This window comes from Arthrobacter sp. B2a2-09, from assembly GCF_027587375.1.
Classification (GTDB): Bacteria; Actinomycetota; Actinomycetes; order Actinomycetales; family Micrococcaceae; genus Arthrobacter.
Genome location: NZ_JAMXIC010000014.1, coordinates 38,406 through 54,301 on the forward strand (window position 1 = coordinate 38,406; position 15,896 = coordinate 54,301).

General features: G+C 63.7%; 17 protein-coding genes. 13 read left to right on the forward strand and 4 right to left on the reverse strand.

Translation table 11 applies throughout. The features are described 5' to 3' along the window. The first annotated feature begins 43 nt into the window (after positions 1–43). From NFJ07_RS15315 to NFJ07_RS15335, 5 genes are all read left to right on the forward strand, one after another. A complete protein-coding gene (locus NFJ07_RS15315; protein WP_269995588.1) occupies positions 44–574 on the forward strand; it encodes a (2Fe-2S)-binding protein in 531 nt (176 codons plus the stop codon). Continuing rightward, positions 571–2,940: a xanthine dehydrogenase family protein molybdopterin-binding subunit gene (locus tag NFJ07_RS15320; protein ID WP_269995590.1), complete on the forward strand. Its 2,370-nt coding sequence runs from the start codon at positions 571–573 to the stop codon at positions 2,938–2,940. Before NFJ07_RS15315 ends, NFJ07_RS15320 begins: the two co-directional genes overlap by 4 nt. Continuing rightward, positions 2,937–3,791: an FAD binding domain-containing protein gene (locus NFJ07_RS15325; protein ID WP_269995592.1), complete on the forward strand. Its 855-nt coding sequence runs from the start codon at positions 2,937–2,939 to the stop codon at positions 3,789–3,791. Before NFJ07_RS15320 ends, NFJ07_RS15325 begins: the two co-directional genes overlap by 4 nt. Positions 3,792–3,813: 22 nt before the next feature. Next, on the forward strand, positions 3,814–4,569 hold the full coding sequence (locus NFJ07_RS15330; RefSeq protein WP_269995594.1) for an SRPBCC family protein: 756 nt from the start codon (positions 3,814–3,816) through the stop codon (positions 4,567–4,569). Between the two features lie 196 nt (positions 4,570–4,765). Beyond that, complete coding sequence (locus NFJ07_RS15335; RefSeq protein WP_269995596.1) at positions 4,766–5,020, forward strand: hypothetical protein; 255 nt, start codon at positions 4,766–4,768, stop codon at positions 5,018–5,020. Here the strand turns inward: NFJ07_RS15335 and NFJ07_RS15340 are convergent. Then, the gene (locus NFJ07_RS15340) at positions 5,017–5,490 is read right to left on the reverse strand and encodes a MarR family winged helix-turn-helix transcriptional regulator (protein ID WP_269995598.1); all 474 of its coding nucleotides are present in this window, start codon (positions 5,488–5,490) and stop codon (positions 5,017–5,019) included. The two genes, NFJ07_RS15335 and NFJ07_RS15340, sit on opposite strands and share 4 nt — an antisense overlap. A gap of 210 nt (positions 5,491–5,700) precedes the next feature. Between NFJ07_RS15340 and NFJ07_RS15345 the strand changes: the two genes are divergently transcribed. The 4 genes from NFJ07_RS15345 to NFJ07_RS15365 all read left to right on the forward strand — a co-directional run bounded on the left by NFJ07_RS15345 (position 5,701) and on the right by NFJ07_RS15365 (position 8,598). Then, complete coding sequence (locus tag NFJ07_RS15345; protein WP_269995600.1) at positions 5,701–6,585, forward strand: methyltransferase family protein; 885 nt, start codon at positions 5,701–5,703, stop codon at positions 6,583–6,585. A 99-nt stretch (positions 6,586–6,684) separates the two neighbouring features. Next, entirely contained in the window at positions 6,685–6,978 is a 294-nt protein-coding gene (locus tag NFJ07_RS15350; RefSeq protein ID WP_269995602.1) for a hypothetical protein, read from the forward strand. Next, a complete protein-coding gene (locus tag NFJ07_RS15355; RefSeq protein ID WP_269995604.1) occupies positions 6,975–7,331 on the forward strand; it encodes a hypothetical protein in 357 nt (118 codons plus the stop codon). Before NFJ07_RS15350 ends, NFJ07_RS15355 begins: the two co-directional genes overlap by 4 nt. A 625-nt stretch (positions 7,332–7,956) precedes the next feature. Further along, the gene (locus NFJ07_RS15365; RefSeq protein WP_269995605.1) at positions 7,957–8,598 is read left to right on the forward strand and encodes a dihydrofolate reductase family protein; all 642 of its coding nucleotides are present in this window, start codon (positions 7,957–7,959) and stop codon (positions 8,596–8,598) included. Positions 8,599–8,959: 361 nt separating this feature from the next. On the opposite strand, the gene NFJ07_RS15370 is transcribed toward NFJ07_RS15365, so the two are convergent. The 3 genes from NFJ07_RS15370 to NFJ07_RS15380 all read right to left on the reverse strand — a co-directional run bounded on the left by NFJ07_RS15370 (position 8,960) and on the right by NFJ07_RS15380 (position 12,332). Next, positions 8,960–9,451, reverse strand: a complete 492-nt coding sequence (locus tag NFJ07_RS15370; RefSeq protein WP_269995607.1) for a hypothetical protein — start codon at positions 9,449–9,451, stop codon at positions 8,960–8,962. A gap of 499 nt (positions 9,452–9,950) precedes the next feature. Then, positions 9,951–11,591 carry an amidohydrolase gene (locus tag NFJ07_RS15375; RefSeq protein WP_333482062.1) on the reverse strand — a complete coding sequence of 547 codons (1,641 nt, stop codon included), beginning with the start codon at positions 11,589–11,591 and terminating at the stop codon, positions 9,951–9,953. A gap of 111 nt (positions 11,592–11,702) precedes the next feature. Further along, entirely contained in the window at positions 11,703–12,332 is a 630-nt protein-coding gene (locus NFJ07_RS15380; protein WP_269995608.1) for a TetR/AcrR family transcriptional regulator, read from the reverse strand. Between the two features lie 73 nt (positions 12,333–12,405). Between NFJ07_RS15380 and NFJ07_RS15385 the strand changes: the two genes are divergently transcribed. The 4 genes from NFJ07_RS15385 (at position 12,406) to NFJ07_RS15400 (ending at position 15,882) form a co-directional block, all read left to right on the forward strand. Then, entirely contained in the window at positions 12,406–13,557 is a 1,152-nt protein-coding gene (locus tag NFJ07_RS15385; RefSeq protein WP_269995609.1) for a sulfite oxidase, read from the forward strand. A 93-nt stretch (positions 13,558–13,650) separates the two neighbouring features. After that, complete coding sequence (locus NFJ07_RS15390; protein ID WP_269995610.1) at positions 13,651–14,223, forward strand: SRPBCC family protein; 573 nt, start codon at positions 13,651–13,653, stop codon at positions 14,221–14,223. Next, entirely contained in the window at positions 14,216–14,611 is a 396-nt protein-coding gene (locus NFJ07_RS15395; protein ID WP_269995612.1) for a hypothetical protein, read from the forward strand. The genes NFJ07_RS15390 and NFJ07_RS15395 overlap by 8 nt, the downstream gene beginning before the upstream one ends. Before the next feature lie 41 nt (positions 14,612–14,652). Next, the gene (locus NFJ07_RS15400; protein ID WP_269995614.1) at positions 14,653–15,882 is read left to right on the forward strand and encodes a cation:proton antiporter; all 1,230 of its coding nucleotides are present in this window, start codon (positions 14,653–14,655) and stop codon (positions 15,880–15,882) included. Positions 15,883–15,896: the final 14 nt, after the last annotated feature.

Below are 15,896 nucleotides of genomic sequence, written 5' to 3' on the forward strand. Positions count from 1 at the left end.
GCCGGGCAGTCGTGCCCGTTCTCCAACGCGACAGGAGATCCCAATGGCGAGTTCCAAGACGATCACCGTCGAAGTCGATGATGTGAGTTACACAGACGATGTCGAGCCACGATTGCTGCTGGTCCAGTACCTGCGCGAACGGCTTGGCAAGACCGGCACATTGATCGGCTGCGACACTACCAACTGCGGCGCCTGCACCGTCCATCTGGACGGAGTCAGCGTCAAATCATGCACCATGTTCGCGGTTCAGGCAGACGGCCACAACGTCACCACCATCGAAGGGCTGGCCCGGGACGGCAAGCTGGCCCCGCTGCAGCAAGCCTTCCACCAATGCCATGCGCTGCAATGCGGCTTCTGCACGCCAGGCATGATCATGCAATCGGCATCCCTTCTCACCGAAAACCCGCACCCCACCGAGCAGGAAATCCGGGACGGCCTCGAGGGAAACCTTTGCCGATGCACCGGATACCAGAACATTGTTGCCGCGGTGCAGGCCGCCGCTGACGGCACGGTGTCCTCTGACAGCACGGTGTCCGCAGACAGCGACGAATCTGAAACGGCAGGTGTGGCATGACCATCACCGAAGTCGGAAGGTCCCGCCTCCGCAAGGAGGATGCCCACCTCATCACCGGACGCTCCAGGTACACGGACAACATCACTCTCCCCGGCATGCTCCATTTGGCAATGGTCCGCAGTCCGTTCGCCCACGCGAAGATCACTTCGATCGACGCCTCCGCCGCGAAGTCTTCACCCGGCGTCGTTGCCGTGCTTACGGGAGCGGATGTGGCCGCGGAACAGGGCAGCCTGCCCAACGCTTGGCCGATAACGCCTGATCAAAAGGCTCCAGCCCACCCGGCGATCGCCGTCGATGCCGTGGCTTTTGCCGGCGAAGTGGTTGCGTGCATCATTGCCCGCAGCGCAGCCGCAGCCCGCGACGCCGTCGAACTGGTCGATGTCTCCTATGAGGAGTTGCCCGTCGTCCTGGACCTGGAAGAGGCATTGAAGGATGAGGTGCTGGCCCACCCGGACCTGGGCACCAACAAATCGGCTACTTGGATCTTTGACTCGGGCGAGGCCGGCACCGGCAAGCCGATCAGCGAGGCATTGAATGGTGCCGAAGTCCTCATTGAGCGTACGTTTTACCAGCAGAGGCTCATCCCGGCCTTCATGGAGCCCCGATCGACACTGGTGGACCCCACGGGTGAGCAGATCACCGTGTGGTCGGCCACGCAGATACCGCATATCCTCCGGCTCATGCTGGCGCTGACCCTGGGCATCCCGGAAAGCAAAGTGCGCGTCATCGCCCCCGACGTCGGCGGCGGCTTCGGCGGAAAATTGCAGGTGACCCCCGAAGAAGCAATCACGGTGCTTGCCGCTCGGCACACCGGCAAGCCGTGCAAGTACACCGAGACCCGCAGCGAATCCCTCATGGCGGCCCACCACGGCCGCGCCCAAGTGCAGAAAGTGAAGCTCGCGGCCACCAAAGACGGGATCGTCACGGGACTGGATGTGCATCTGTTGGCAGACATGGGCGCCTATCTGGGCCTGGTCACTTCCGGGGTCCCGATCCTGGGCGCCTTCATGTACAACTCGATCTACAAATTCCCGGCTTACAGATTCGAATGCACCAACCTCTTCACCAATAAGGCGTGGACCGATGCCTACCGTGGCGCCGGCCGACCGGAAGCAACCTTTGCGATCGAGCGCTTGATGGACGAACTCGCCGTCGAACTCGGCATGGATCCCCTGGAGCTGCGGGAGAAGAACTGGATCAAGCACGAGGAATTCCCCTTCACCACCGTCGCCGGGCTCGAATACGACAGCGGCAACTACGAGGCCGCCACGGCGAAGGCGCTGGAGCTCTTTGGCTATGACGAGCTTCGGGCCGAGCAAGTGCGGCGCCGCGAAGCCAACGATCCCGTCCAACTCGGCATCGGCATCTCCACGTTCACCGAAATGTGCGGCCTGGCTCCGTCCCGGGTTCTCGGCGCCCTCAGTTACGCCGCCGGCGGCTGGGAGCACGCCCAAGTGCGGGTCTTGCCCACCGGCAACATCGAAGTGGTGACGGGATCCTCTGCCCATGGCCAGGGCCACGAAACCGCGTGGAGCCAGCTCGTGGCGGACAGGCTCGGCGTGCCGTTCGAAAATGTCGAGGTACTTCATGGCGATACCCAGACGTCCCAGCGGGGTCTGGACACCTACGGCTCCCGGTCACTGACTGTCGGCGGCATGGCTGTGTTGGCCGCTGCGGACAAGGTGATCGAGAAGGCCAAGGTTGTGGCAGCGCACATGATGGAGGCCAGCGAAGAGGATATCGAATTCACAGACGGCAAGTTCAGTGTCAAGGGCACCGATCAGTCCACGGCGCTGGGTGAAATCGCCTTCGCCGTCTTCTCCGCGCACAACCTGCCGGACGGGTTCGAGCCCAATCTTGACTCGAATGCCACCTTCGACCCGCAGAACTTCTCCTTCCCGCACGGCACCCATCTGGCCGCCATGGAAGTGGACACCGAGACCGGGCAGGTCACCATCCGCAAGTACGTCTGCGTGGACGACGTCGGGGTGGTGGTCAATCCGCTGATTGTGGAGGGCCAGGTCCACGGCGGCCTGGCACAGGGAATCGCGCAGGCCCTCTATGAGGAGGCCGTGCACGACGACGCCGGCACCCTGGTTACGGGCTCGTTCGTGGACTACCTGGTGCCCAGTGCGCCGGACCTACCGCACTTCACGACGGCGCGTACCGAGACGCCTTCCACCACCAACCAGTTGGGGGCCAAGGGAGTCGGCGAGGCGGGAACCATCGCCTCGACGCCCGCCATTGTCAACGGTGTACTGGACGCCGTGCGGCACCTTGGAGTGAAGGACATCAAGATGCCGTGCACGCCGTCGCGCGTGTGGGCCGCCCTCGAAGAAGCCAAGACCACCGGAGGTGTGCAATGATTCCGAGCGCATTCGATTACGCTGCTCCGGCCACGGTGGCGGAGGCGTTGGGCGTGTTGGCCGACGCCGGCGACGACGTGAAGCTGCTGGCCGGGGGTCAAAGCCTGATCCCCGTGATGAAGCTGCGCCTGGCCGACCCGGCGATGGTGGTCGACTTGGGCCGGATCGGCGAGTTGTCCGGGGTCCGCGACGACGGTGACGCGCTTCTGATCGGAGCCATGACAACGCATCACCAGATCGCCACCGACCCGCTTATTGCCGAGCACCTGCCGTTGCTGGCCAAGGCCGCGGCGACGGTCGCGGATCCGCAGGTCCGCCACCGCGGCACGTTCGGCGGCGCCCTGGTGCACGCCGACCCGGCGGGCGACATGCCCGCACCGGTGCTGGCCACGGACGCGACGTTCATCCTGGCGGGTCCGAACGGGGAACGCCGGGTGGCAGCGGCGGACTTCTTCCAGGGGTACTTCACCACCGCCGTCGACGACGGCGAGATCCTCACCCATATTCGGGTGCCGAAGTACACCGGTTGGGGCGCGCACTATGAGAAGTTCACCCGGGTGGCCCAGCAATGGTCCATCGTCGCGGTGGCCGCGATGGTCCGGGTGGAAGGCGGCACCATCGCCGAGGCCCGGATCGGTCTCACCAACATGGCCAGCACGCCCTTGCGGGCGACCGCCGTCGAACAGGCACTCGTAGGTGCCCCGCTGACCCGGGAAGCGATCGCCACCGCGAGCGCACACGCTGCAGAAGGGACCGATCCCGCCAGCGACCTCAATGGGGACGCGGCGTACCGCCGCCACCTGGCCGAGGTCCTGACCAAGCGGGCCGTCATCGCGGCCGCCGGGCTCTAGCGGAACGCGGCGAGAGGGAGACGTGGAACTCAAACATCATTTCGTGGTTCCCAGTTCGCTGGAGGACACCTGGCATTCCTTCAACCAACTGGAAGACATCGCGCCCTGTTTCCCGGGGGCGACCCTCACGTCCGTGAGCGGCGAGGAATTCACCGGAACGGTCAAGGTCAAGCTCGGCCCGATCGCCATGATCTACACCGGCACCGGTGAATTCCTCGAACGCAACCAGGAGACGCACACGGTGGTCATTTCGGCCACGGGGAAGGACAAACGCGGCAACGGCACGGCTGGCGCCACCGTGACGGCGGTACTGACGCCCGACGGGGACGGCACCGCCGTGGACGTGACCACCGACATGAACGTCACCGGCAAACCGGCCCAATTCGGCCGGGGCGTCATCCAGGACATCTCGGACAAGTTGCTGGCCCAGTTTGTCCAGTGCGTGATCGGGAAGGCGGGCGGCGGGGCTGAGAAGGATATCGAGCCCGACGCCGGAGCCTCGGCGGCGCCTGCAGAGTCCGGGGCGGCTGGGGCCGACGTAGCGGAGTCTGGGGAGCCCGCTGCCGGGTCGGCAGCACCGGTGGCCGGGCCTCCGGCGGCGCCTGTGTCCGCGGCTGCACCGCGGTCCGCACCGTCGGCGCCGTCGTCGCCGTCGTCGGAATTGGATCTGGGTTCGGCCGTGTGGCCGGTCCTGGTGCGTCGTTTCGGCCCCGTGCTTTGCGCCGCCGCTGCCCTTGCACTACTTGCTTGGCTTTTCCGGCGACGCGGAAAGGGCTGAACGCACCATTTGGCGTGTGCTGATGCTGGCTTCGGGCGGCGCGGCGCGCTTGCCGCGCGCCTCGGAGCGTCGATATCATCAAGGTGGGTTATGCAGCGGCCCTCGGAACTCTTCTATGGAGTGACCCCATGATCCGCCGTACCCCCACGTCTTCCAAGTCTTCCCGCACGGCTGCCGCCAAGCAGGGAGCCGCGCTGTGAACGCGCTACTCTCCTCATGCCTGGACGGAGAGATGGACCCCGTCAAAGGCCTTGCGAAGTTGTCAGTTGCCGAGCTCACCTTTTTGGCTGACGCCCTCTTCAGGCTGCTCGACGTCGGGAAGCCTGAGTTCGGGGTCAAGTCTTGGTACGACGCGGTCTTGGACGAGTTGGCCGTGCGCGGTGAGTTGGCTGCGCGCGGTGAGCGGTCCGCACATGGTGAGCAGCCCGCCGTCGACGTTTCCTTGGACTAGCCTTCGCGTCCCGCGGAGGCATAAGGGATGCTGGCAGTGACTCCCCCGGGTGCTTGTCGGCCTGCCAGCTCGCGCACGACTATTTTCAATTCCTGCCTGAACATCGAGGTATCGATGGACACTTGGGCGAGAACCTGTTGCTCCGATTCGACCGCCTGCTCAAGCGCTTCCCTGCCGGCGTCGGTCAGTGAAACGACATGAACCCTTCTGTCCTCGGAACTTCGACTGCGGCTCACGTGGCCGTGGGTTTCGAGCCGGCTGAGGGTCTGGCCCATGGTCTGGGCCTGCACGCGCACGATCTGCGCGAGCGTGGTCTGGGTGATGGGGCCAGTGGCTGCAAGGACTTCCAGCGCGATGACACCGGCATGAGTGAGGCCGATCGACCTGAGATTCTCGTCCCAAGCGTGTTCCACCAGCCGGGCCGCTGTGGACAACAACCGTCCGGTGGGCCAACGCTCAATGTCCGGCATATTTCTCATTGTAGCCGTGAGGGGATTTTGTGGGGGTTGGGGGGTTACTACTCCTGCGGTCGCCACTCCCGTTGAGAGACGCAGCGTTCGAATTCGGTAGGCTGAGGCCAAAATTGTCTTCGACGGGGACTTACTAATGTTTGGGTTAAGCCGGTGACGCCCTTGATTAGGCGGGGCAAAGTTGTTTGGTGGGGCAGAGCTTATTTCGCCATGCAGGCGATTGCCGGCGCCTCCTGGTGGGCCGCGGTTTTCCTCTCGCCGGTGGTGCGCGAAGCGACCCTCGGCAACCTCGACCCGATCGCCGTCGCTGTTTTCGACATTCCATTGTTTGTCATTGCCTCGGCCGTGGCGGCATTTGGCGTTAGGGCCGCCGCGGTGGTGAGTGCCGGCTGGACGGGTGTTGTCGTCGTCGCACTGGCGGTGTACGCCACAATCACAACCGAAGCGGGCTGGGGCGTATTAACCATGGGTGCTGCCACCGCGGGTTCGCTGATCGCGCTTTGCCTCATCTTTCTAGGGCGTGTACCAACCGAGTGGATCCTCCGCGGTCCGTTCGCATTCCGTTCCGCAATCCCCCGCCCGACCGCAGCAACCCACGTGGCTTCAACATTCGGGCAAATCGTCCTCTTCTGGGGGTTCTTCCTGGCGGTGATTCCGTTTGCAGTTGCGTTTCTCGAACAGCGCTGGGCGGTGGCGCTCGCGTTTCCGTCGTTTGCAGCCCCTGTCGGTGTCGCGGTTCTCGTACTCGCCAGCGCCCTCGGCATCTCGTCTGGGGTAGCGATGTCGACGCTGGGAGATGGCACGCCGCTCCCATCGGCGATGCCAAACCGGCTGGTCATTGCAGGTCCGTATCGCTGGATTCGTAATCCAATGGCGGTCTCGGGCATCCTTCAGGGCTCCGCGGTGGGTGTCATCCTGCAGTCATGGCTGGTGGTGGCATACGCCGTCGTGGGCTCGCTGGTGTGGAATTACGTTGTCAGGCCGCTCGAGGAATCTGACCTGGAGGAACGGTTTGGCGAACAATTCCGGCAATACCGCGACGCCGTGCGCTGTTGGATACCTCGGGTATCGAAGACCCGCTCTCAGTGGCGATGAGTGCACCCATGTGTCCCTTCAAAGGTTGTCGTTCCGTCAGACCGCTCGCTCGGACCGAGGGCTAACGCCCCAATATTGTCTTGCAATAACAATATTATTGTGAGACAATATTCAATGGCGATCAGGTGGGCGGACAGCGCAAACAAACATGGAATTGCCCGTGAGGATGCGTTGCATGCAATCCTGAACCAGATTTACCACGTTGAACAGTTCGATGAGCCGCGCGTGGAATCAGGCGCACGTCCGGATCTGTTTATCGGCCCTTCCCGGGACCGTCGGACGATTCTCGAAGTCATGGCGGTCATTACACCGCCCAACGACATCCTCGTCTTCCACGTGATGGAGGCAAGGCGGAAGATACTCGACATTGCCGAGAGAGGAACAACGGAATGAATGAGAAGAAGGCCGAGGGCGGCCAGGACCTGAGCCCGGAAGAACAGGCCGATTTCCATACCCTGGGCGAATGGGCGGAGACCGCCGACATAGGCCCTAACGCCCGCATCACCAAGGCGTCCGGGCCAGGTGCCGGACGCGCCCTGCTGGAAGCAGCCCTGGGCTCGCCCGAGGCGCTAAAAAGAGCGGTCGGCAAGCCCTCCCTGAGCAGCAGCGGAACATCCCCGTCCCGGACCATCCGCCTCCCGAAGGACATGGACGCACAACTGGTTGCCCGGTCCGAAATCGAGCACCGCAAGCCGAGCGAAATCCTCAGGGAAGCACTGGCCCAATACCTTGCCAACGCCTCCTGACAGGCAGACAGCTGATTCACGTGCACCCCGGAGTGCCCGACAGCCTTGGCTGCAGCCAGGATCTGATCCGTGTCGGTCTCCGTGAAATACGGAGACACGGATTTGAGTCTTTTGGCTAACCGGCATTCTCCGACTCTGGAGAAACGCGCTGGAGCAGCGCGTTGTGTACCTGCGGCCTGCTATTCCTCGGCCCGTTCCTTCAGGTACCGAGTGGCGTCGGCGTTGCTCATGCCGGCGGCCATTGGGTGCCGGCCTTTCCTGTTCCATTGCTTACTGTGGCCCGCTGTTTAGTTCGCTAGGGCTTCTGCGATCTGCTGGGCTGCCTGCGGGGGTGTGAGGTGGGTGGTGTCGATAACCCGCGCTTCAGCGTGGAGGCATGTTCGCCGTCGTGGGCTCGCTGGTGTGGAATTAGGTTGTCAGGCCCTCGAGGCCGACCGGGAGGAACGGTTCGGCGAACAATTCCGGCAATACCGCGACGCCGTGCGCTGTTGGATACCTCGGGTATCGAAGACTCGCACCCAGACCGTGGCTCCATGAATTCTTCTGTGAATTCTTCCGTGGCGATGATCGAACCACCAGTATGGTGATTGCATAACGCAACCACTGATCTGAGGGGACCTTCACCATGGCTGTTCGAGTTGACCTGAATATCTCGCTGGATGGTTTCGCCACGACCACCGACGCAACTCCGGAGAATCCGTTCGGGTCGGACTGGGGCCGACTGGTCGAGGCATATACGTCCACCCGCACGTTCCGTGAGCGGGTCTTGCATGACACGAGTGGAGAAGGAACGTCCGGCGTCGACGACAAATACGCGGCGGCCTACTTCGAGGGCGTTGGAGCTGAGATTATGGGTGCCGGCATGTTCGGGTTCCATAACTTCCCCGATGACCCCGAGTGGAAGGGCTGGTGGGGTGACGAGCCGCCATTCCGCGTCCCGGTGTTCGTCCTCACTCACACGCCTCGCCCTGACATCACGATGGCTGGCGGCACCACCTTCAACTTCGTAAATGCCGGCCCGGAAGAAGTGCTTGAACGAGCAGTCAGTGCGGCGGGTGAAAAGGACGTGCGTATCGGAGGGGGCCCTACCGTTGTGCGCGACTACCTCAGGGCCGGACTTGTCGATCAGCTACACGTCGCGATCACACCGATCCTGCTCGGTAGTGGAATACGGCTTTGGGACGATCTCCGGGGGCTGGAAAGCGAATACACCGTTACGTCAGAGACCGCCGAAAGCGGTATCGTCCACGTCACCTTTCGCCGATAACCCTGGCACCGGATGAAGCGGCCGAATCACAGATGACACTGGTCCGCGAACGACCGTTCGCGAGGAAGTGCGCGACCAGGCGGCGAAGACCGACGCTGCGGTGGTCTTGTTGCCTCCTCTCGTGGTCGACGTCTAGTCTCTCCCGGTAGTTGGTCATGCGTCCAGGCGGCAGTTTGAGGAGGCCAGCCAGGCGTGGTGGTCGAGGGGGTCGGGTACAGCCTACTTTCGGAGGGTCCACACCCACGGGCCCGGCCGCGATTCCCTGCTGTGGATACGCGGCTTTGTCGGTGCTATGCGGGCAAAAACAATGTTCCGTCCACATTCGGGATCACGAACTCCCGAGTGGCCCATGCAGACGTTGTTATTGTCTTCTCGGTGGCAACCCGGCCATGACATGTTGGACACATTCCGTCCAGTCTTCCCAGATAGAAGAATCGCCTGAGCCTTCATTGGCTTCACGGGTGACGGCGTCGAGCAACGAATGTAGTTTGTCGCCAAACCGACGGGCATGCTTCCAAATGAACTCGACGGCGGCGAAAAATGCTGCGCTATCGGTGAGGGTCTTTTCCCTCTTCCACCCTGTCGCGGCGAAAAAAGCTGCGTCCTCGGTCAGCGTGTTTCCTACAAGCTGCCCTTCAAGGACGTCTCGAACGCAAACCAGCCAGTCGAGCCATGCCGCCGGATCAGCAGTGCCCCCATCGTCTAGGATGTCGGTGTCGCCGAGCAGCGTTATGAGATCATCTTCGCCGCCGATACTTTTCGAATACCTCAAGAGGAACTCGGTCATGACGAGAAAAGCTTCCCGGTCCGTCAGCGACTTTTCGCCTGTGAAATCCTTGTCGGGGATTAACATCGGTCCTCCATTGGTGGCAGCACACGACTGACCGCAGGCGATACGTCTGCATGCTGGATGGGGGTATTTCCTGCCCGCACACTACACAATACTGCTCCCGGAGTGCTTAGTCTCGGGGGCCTCCTGGTGGCTTCAGTGGGAGTGCTGCTTGCAAACAACATCCTCTCTGCCCCCACTGTGGAACCGCCAGCCACCCGGCAATTCACAGCCCCTAACGCCCCCGCACAGAGCGACGCCGGTACCACCCGGCAAAGCCCCACAGCGCGACGATCAAACATACGGCAGCGACAATCCCCCGCCACCATACAAAAGGTTGCCACAGCCCGAATATCAGGGCCCAAACAAGGAGAACGCCACTCACGTCGACACGCGGTGCTCGGATCTTCACGGGGGATCTCCTTCTTTCATCTGTCTCAGTCCACGGGCGCGAAACCCAAAGACCAACTCAATGAAGAATACTTTCCCAACAGCCCGACGTCGGACGCGGAACCCCAGCCCCCTACCCCCGGTACCGCACCTCCCCGCCCACCACAGTGAGCGCAACCGACGCCGTCAGCAGCGAGTCCAGTCCGGCGTCGAACGGGTTCGTGTCCAGCACAACAAAGTCCGCGAGCATCCCGGTGGCGAGCGTGCCCAGCTCAGCCTCCCGGCGGCAGGAGTAGGCCGCGTCGCGGGTGGCATGGCTGAGCGCGTCGGCGAGGTCCAGAGCGTACTTCGGCAGGTTCGCGGGCAGGCTCGCGTCCAAGGCCGATTTCCGGGTAGTCGCGACGAACATGTTGGGCAGCGGTTGGTGCGGGGCGGTGGGAGCGTCCGATCCAAGCGCCAGCGTGGCGCCGGCGTCGGTGAACTCCGTCCAAGGGAAGGCGCGTTCAACGCGATCGTCGCCCAGCATGGCACGCCAGTTCTCCTGCACAGCGGGATCCGCGTGGACGGGCTGCATGGAAGCAACCACACCCAACCTTGCCAGGCGTTGGATGCTCTCCTCCGTGACGGTTTCCATGTGTTCAATCCTGTGCCGTCGATCCCTGGGCCCGTTCACCTCGTTGGCGTACTCCAAGGCGTCAAGGGCTACTTCGGATGCGAGGTCGCCGATCGCGTGAATGGCAACCTGGAGACCCTCGGCATCGGCGGCGGCCACCACCGGATTGAGGAACTCGGGCTGCCAGATCAGCTCCGCGTTGCTGCCGTCCGCGTACGGTTCCTTCATGGCAGCGGTACAACCGTCAATCACTCCGTCCGCGATGATCTTGATCCCGATCACCCGCAGCCACGGCGTGTTCACTTCGCGGGCCAGCTCCGCCGCGCGAGCCACCTGGGCAAGGTTCTCTTCATGGTTTCCGGTGGGAGCCACCAGCCAGTGAGCGTTGACCCGCAGGGGCAGCGTTCCGTTGCCGGTCGCTAGCGCACGGCCCATCGAGGCAAGTTCATCTTCGACCAGCGCCATGTCGATTCCGCTCGTGACGCCTGTGGACAAGTAGTGCTCGAACGCCGTGGCCAAGTGCTCGTCGCGCTGTTCATCAGTGGTCAGCGAAGCCAATTTCGGCCACGCGTACTGGTGCATCGCGGTTTCTTCCAACAGCCCGGTTGCCTGGCCCGTTTCCGGATCGCGAAGGATCCTGCCGCCGATCGTGTCCGGCGTATTCCGGTCGATGCCCATTTCCGCAAGCGCGGCGGTGTTGACCCACATGGAGTGGAGATCGTTCGCGTCCAGGTAAACCGGGCGGTCGGGCACGACGGCGTCAATCATCGCCGCGGTCGGCGCACCGCCGGGAACGGCCGAGAAAAGCCAACTGGTGCCCAGGATGCGCGGGGCCTCCGGATTTGCGGCGGCAGCTTCCTTGAGGCGGAGCTGGATCTCCTCGAGGTTGGCGGCGTCGCGCAAGGCAACCTTCTGCATGGTCTGGCCCATCATCACGATGTGCGTGTGCGCGTCGATAAAGCCTGGGAGCACAAAGGCACCGCCCAGATCGACGACGGAGGCCGGAGCCGGACCGGCCAGCCCAGCCAATCGAAGCGCCTCAGCCTCGCTGCCAACAAAAGCCAGTCGCTCTCCCTCAACAAGTAGGGCTTCGGCCGAAGCGGGCCCGTCTGCGGTGAAGATCTTGGCGTTTCGGTACAGGGTGCGCGGCAAGGTGGTCACTGGGTGTTCCTCAATCACTAAACGAAAGGCTTTCGTTTAGTATGGCGAGCAATCTTGTCGAGCACAAGCCCGTGCGGGAAACTTCCCTTAACTACGTGGGACCCCGCCTGTTCAACGCCCTAGCCTGCCCTGCCGCAAGCGCAGGCCGTCCATGAGGGCCTCAAGCCCGAACTCGAAAGCCGTTTCGGCCCGGTCGGCGAGTTTCGACGCTCCCTCGACGGCGCGTCCCAGCGCCGATTCAGTGCCGGGTGCCACGTCCCAAACATTGCCCGGAGCAGCCAGGTCCAGCGCCGCGCCAATGGCGAAACTGTCAATCATGGCGAGGGCCGAGGCAACGTCCGCGCCGCGAAAGCCAGCTTCCTCCAGGGCGGAAGCCATGCGCTCATAAAGGGCGATGACGTGGGGGTTCCGGACGGTCTGCATCACCATCAGAGGCGCCGCACGCGGATGCCGGGCGAAGTTTTCCCGGTAGGTACGGATCTCGGACCGCAGCACATCCTCCCAAGTGGCCTCGACGCCCGGAGCCAAGTCGAGCGCTTGGGGATCGCCTTCGGTAATGCGGCCCCGGACCAGTTCCAGGATCTCTTCCCGTCCCGACACGTGATTGTAGATAGAGGACTGGCTGACGCCGATCCGGGCGGCCAGTTTGGGGAGGCTGAAATCGCCGCTCTCATCAATGAGTTCCAGGGCGGCCGTGACCACGGCATCGATGGAGATCAAGGGTTTGAGCGGGCGCGCCATGAACGGACTCCTGAGGTTGTTTAGGACTCAAACTACCAGTGACACCGCCGCCCCGGACGCCCATACTGGGAGCATGAGCGTCAACACCCGCCGCACAGCGGAAGGCGCCGCTGTTGCCACCCCAGCCCCCACCGCCCCTGCCGCTCCGACAGAACCAACCGCACCGGCCACTCCAACAACCGGTCCCATCACCCGCGAAGAATTGCAACTTGCTTCGCGCAACCATGCCATGCCGTTGGAAATGCTCCGATGGCCCGTCACCCCGCTGGGCATGCACTACCTCCTGGTCCATTTCGACGTCCCCCAGATCGATCCCGTCTCGTGGCGGCTGAATATTGGCGGGTTCGTGGACCATCCGCACGAGTACACCCTGCCCGACCTCCAGCACCGCGAGCGCCGCACCCAGGCCGTCACAATGGAGTGCGCCGGCAACGGCCGCTCGCGGCTGGAACCTCGGCCTGTGAGCCAGCCATGGGACCAGGGTGGAGTGGGCACCGCCGAGTGGACCGGAACCCCGCTCGCTCCGTTGCTGCTCGACGCCGGCGTCTCACCTGACGCCGTCGAACTCGTCTTCACGGGCGCGGACCGCGGGATCCAGGGCGGCGTGGAGCATCAGTACGCGCGCAGCCTGACGCTCGCGGAAGCAATGTCCGGCGACGTCCTGCTCGCCTATGAGGTCAACGGCCAAGCCCTGCCACCGCAGCATGGCTACCCTGTCCGACTGCTGGTCCCGGGCTGGTATGGGATGACGAGCGTCAAATGGCTGCAATCCATCGAGGCAATAGACCACAGCTTCGACGGGTACCAACAGCTCGACTCGTACCGCTACACCCAAGACGCGGACGATCCTGGCGAACCCGTTCAGCGGATCAAAGTCCGCTCCCTCATGGTTCCCCCTGGCGTTCCCGATTTCTTCACGCGGCAGCGCACCGTCGAGGCGGGACCGGTCCAGCTGAGCGGCCGGGCCTGGTCCGGGAAAGGAACCGTGGACAGCGTGGAAGTCTGCGTGGACGGGGCCTGGGAGGAAGCCCAACTTCAAGCTCCCACAGGCCGGCATGCGTGGCGTGGATGGACGTTCACGTGGATCGCAACGCCCGGTTCCCACGAATTGGCATGCCGTGCGACGGACTCCACCGGACAGATCCAGCCTGAGGCGCCGGAGTGGAACTATCAAGGCATGGGCAACAATGACATCCAACGGCTGACGGTGACCGTCCGGGAGTAACCGGCCCGCGAGCAAGCCGAAGCCGGGCCGTTGACCGTGTGCAACGGCATGAGTACTGTGAGTCCACAATCCATCCGCTCCGTGGAGGCAGCAATGGGCGGCACTTCCAAGAGCAACGCCGACTACGAGTTCCGCACCGTCTGGCGCGTCGCGGGGACCCCGCATGAGGTCATGGATATTTTGGGCGACGCCGGAACACTGCCCCGCTGGTGGCCTTCGGTGTATCTGAGGGTTCTTCCGCTGGATCCGGGAAATGCGGACGGCACGGGAAAAGCCTTCTCCCTGCACTCCAAGGGTTGGCTACCGTACACGCTGCGTTGGAGGTTCACGGTCACCGAACCCATCACGGAGCGAGGATTCGCGATCGCGGCGAGCGGCGACTTGAATGGTACCGGGCGCTGGACTTTCGAACAGGACGGTCCGGAAACGGTGGTCAGCTATGACTGGCGCGTCAGCACCTCGAAACCGCTGCTTCGGCGGCTAAGCTGGCTGCTCAAACCCGCTTTTGCCGCGAATCACCACTGGGCGATGGCGCGCGGCCAAGAAAGTCTCGCCCTGGAATTACGACGACGGCGTCCCGGCACGGACCTCTCCAGGGTCCCCCGTCCGGCGCCACCTACGTTTGCAAGCCGTTACCGCTGGCCAAGGAGTACAACGCATGCCTGATGACAACAAAGACGAAGTCCGCTGGTTGGCGCAGCCCGAGGACCAGGACTATCCGAGCGCGGCCGACTACCTGTCACTGTTGGAATCCGACGACGTCGTTGCCTCCGTGGTCGCGGCACTCAAGGATGCGCCCATCCAGCACCGCAAGGCCAAGGACATACTGCGGGCGGCCCGGCTGGTGCTGTTGCCCGAGGACAACGCCCACGTGGCCTCGGACCTGAAGAAGATCAAGGAGGGCAAGAAGCTCTCGCCGATCCTCATGGTCAAGGGCGACCTTGCCCGGGGCATTCCCGCCCAGGTGGCCGATGGCTACCATCGAGTGTGCGCAAGCTACTACACGGACGAAAACACCGACATTCCGCTCAAACTGGCTGATGCGCCCCGGTAATCACCGCTAACCCACCGCAACGCCGGTAGAAGGAGGAACGTGTGTCGTTCTTTCAGCTTTCGCTGATCGCCACGGTCGCGCTCCTCGGGCCGTTGCTGGCGTTGCCCCGGAAATGGCACCTTCCCGTTGTATTGGGACAGTTGCTGGCGGGCATCGTCATCGGACGTACGGGCCTGGGCCTGGTGGACTCTTCGGATCCAACCTTCACGTTCGTGGCCGACGTCGGGTTCGCGCTCATCATGTTCGTCGCCGGGACGCATGTCCCCGTGCGGGACAAAGCCATCCGTCCCGCTCTGGGTAGTGGCGCCCTGCGCGCCGGGATCGCTGCGGTGCTGGCCGCCGTCGTCGGAATCGTCATCGCTTTTGCCTTCGGCACCGGACATGCTCCCCTCTACATCGTTTTGCTCGCGTCCTCCTCCGCAGCGCTGGTCTTGCCGATCGTCGACTCGCTTCGGCTGACAGGGCCGAAGGTCCTGACGACGACGGCGCAAGTGGCGATCGCTGACATCGCGTGCATTGTGGCGCTTCCGTTAGCCGTTGACCCACCTAACGCTGGCCGGGCAGCCGTGGGGGCCGCCGTCGTCGCGGGTTGCGCGCTGGTCTTGTTCTTCGTGCTTCGCTGGCAGGAGAACAGCGGTAATCGCGGGCGGTTGCACGACATGTCCGAAGACCGGAAGTTCGCCCTGGAACTGCGGATCCAGTTGGCCTTGCTCTTCGCGCTTTCCGGGCTCGCGGTCCTGGGCCACGTGTCCATCATGCTGGCCGGGTTCTCCTTCGGTTTGGTCGTCTCGGCAGTGGGCGAACCCCGGCGCCTGGCGCACCAACTCTTCGCTGTGAGCGACGGTTTCCTGGGGCCGGTGTTCTTCGTCTGGCTGGGCGCATCGCTTGACCTGCGGACTCTCGCGGGAAGCCCGCGGATGATCCTCCTCGGGATCTGCCTTGGCCTGGGAACGCTGTTGGTTCATGGAAGCCTCCGGGTCCTCGGCCAGCCCCTTCCGCTCGCAGTGCTGGCCGCGTCCCAATTGGGAGTACCGGTTGCCGCCGCCACCATCGGCTCCCAATTGCACTTGCTGGAGCCGGGAGAAGCCGCCGCGATGATCCTCGGTGCCCTCATCAGCATCGGGGCAAGCACCATTGCCGGTTCGCGTGCGGCACGGACCTTCTCGGAAGCCGCGCCGGCACCAGCGGGCGGGGGGCCGGCTGGCGGTGGGCCAGCAAGCAAAGGCCCGGCAGGTAAGCCGTCGGAAGGCGGTCCGGCGACGGCTGGGTGATTCCCGGAACCCGC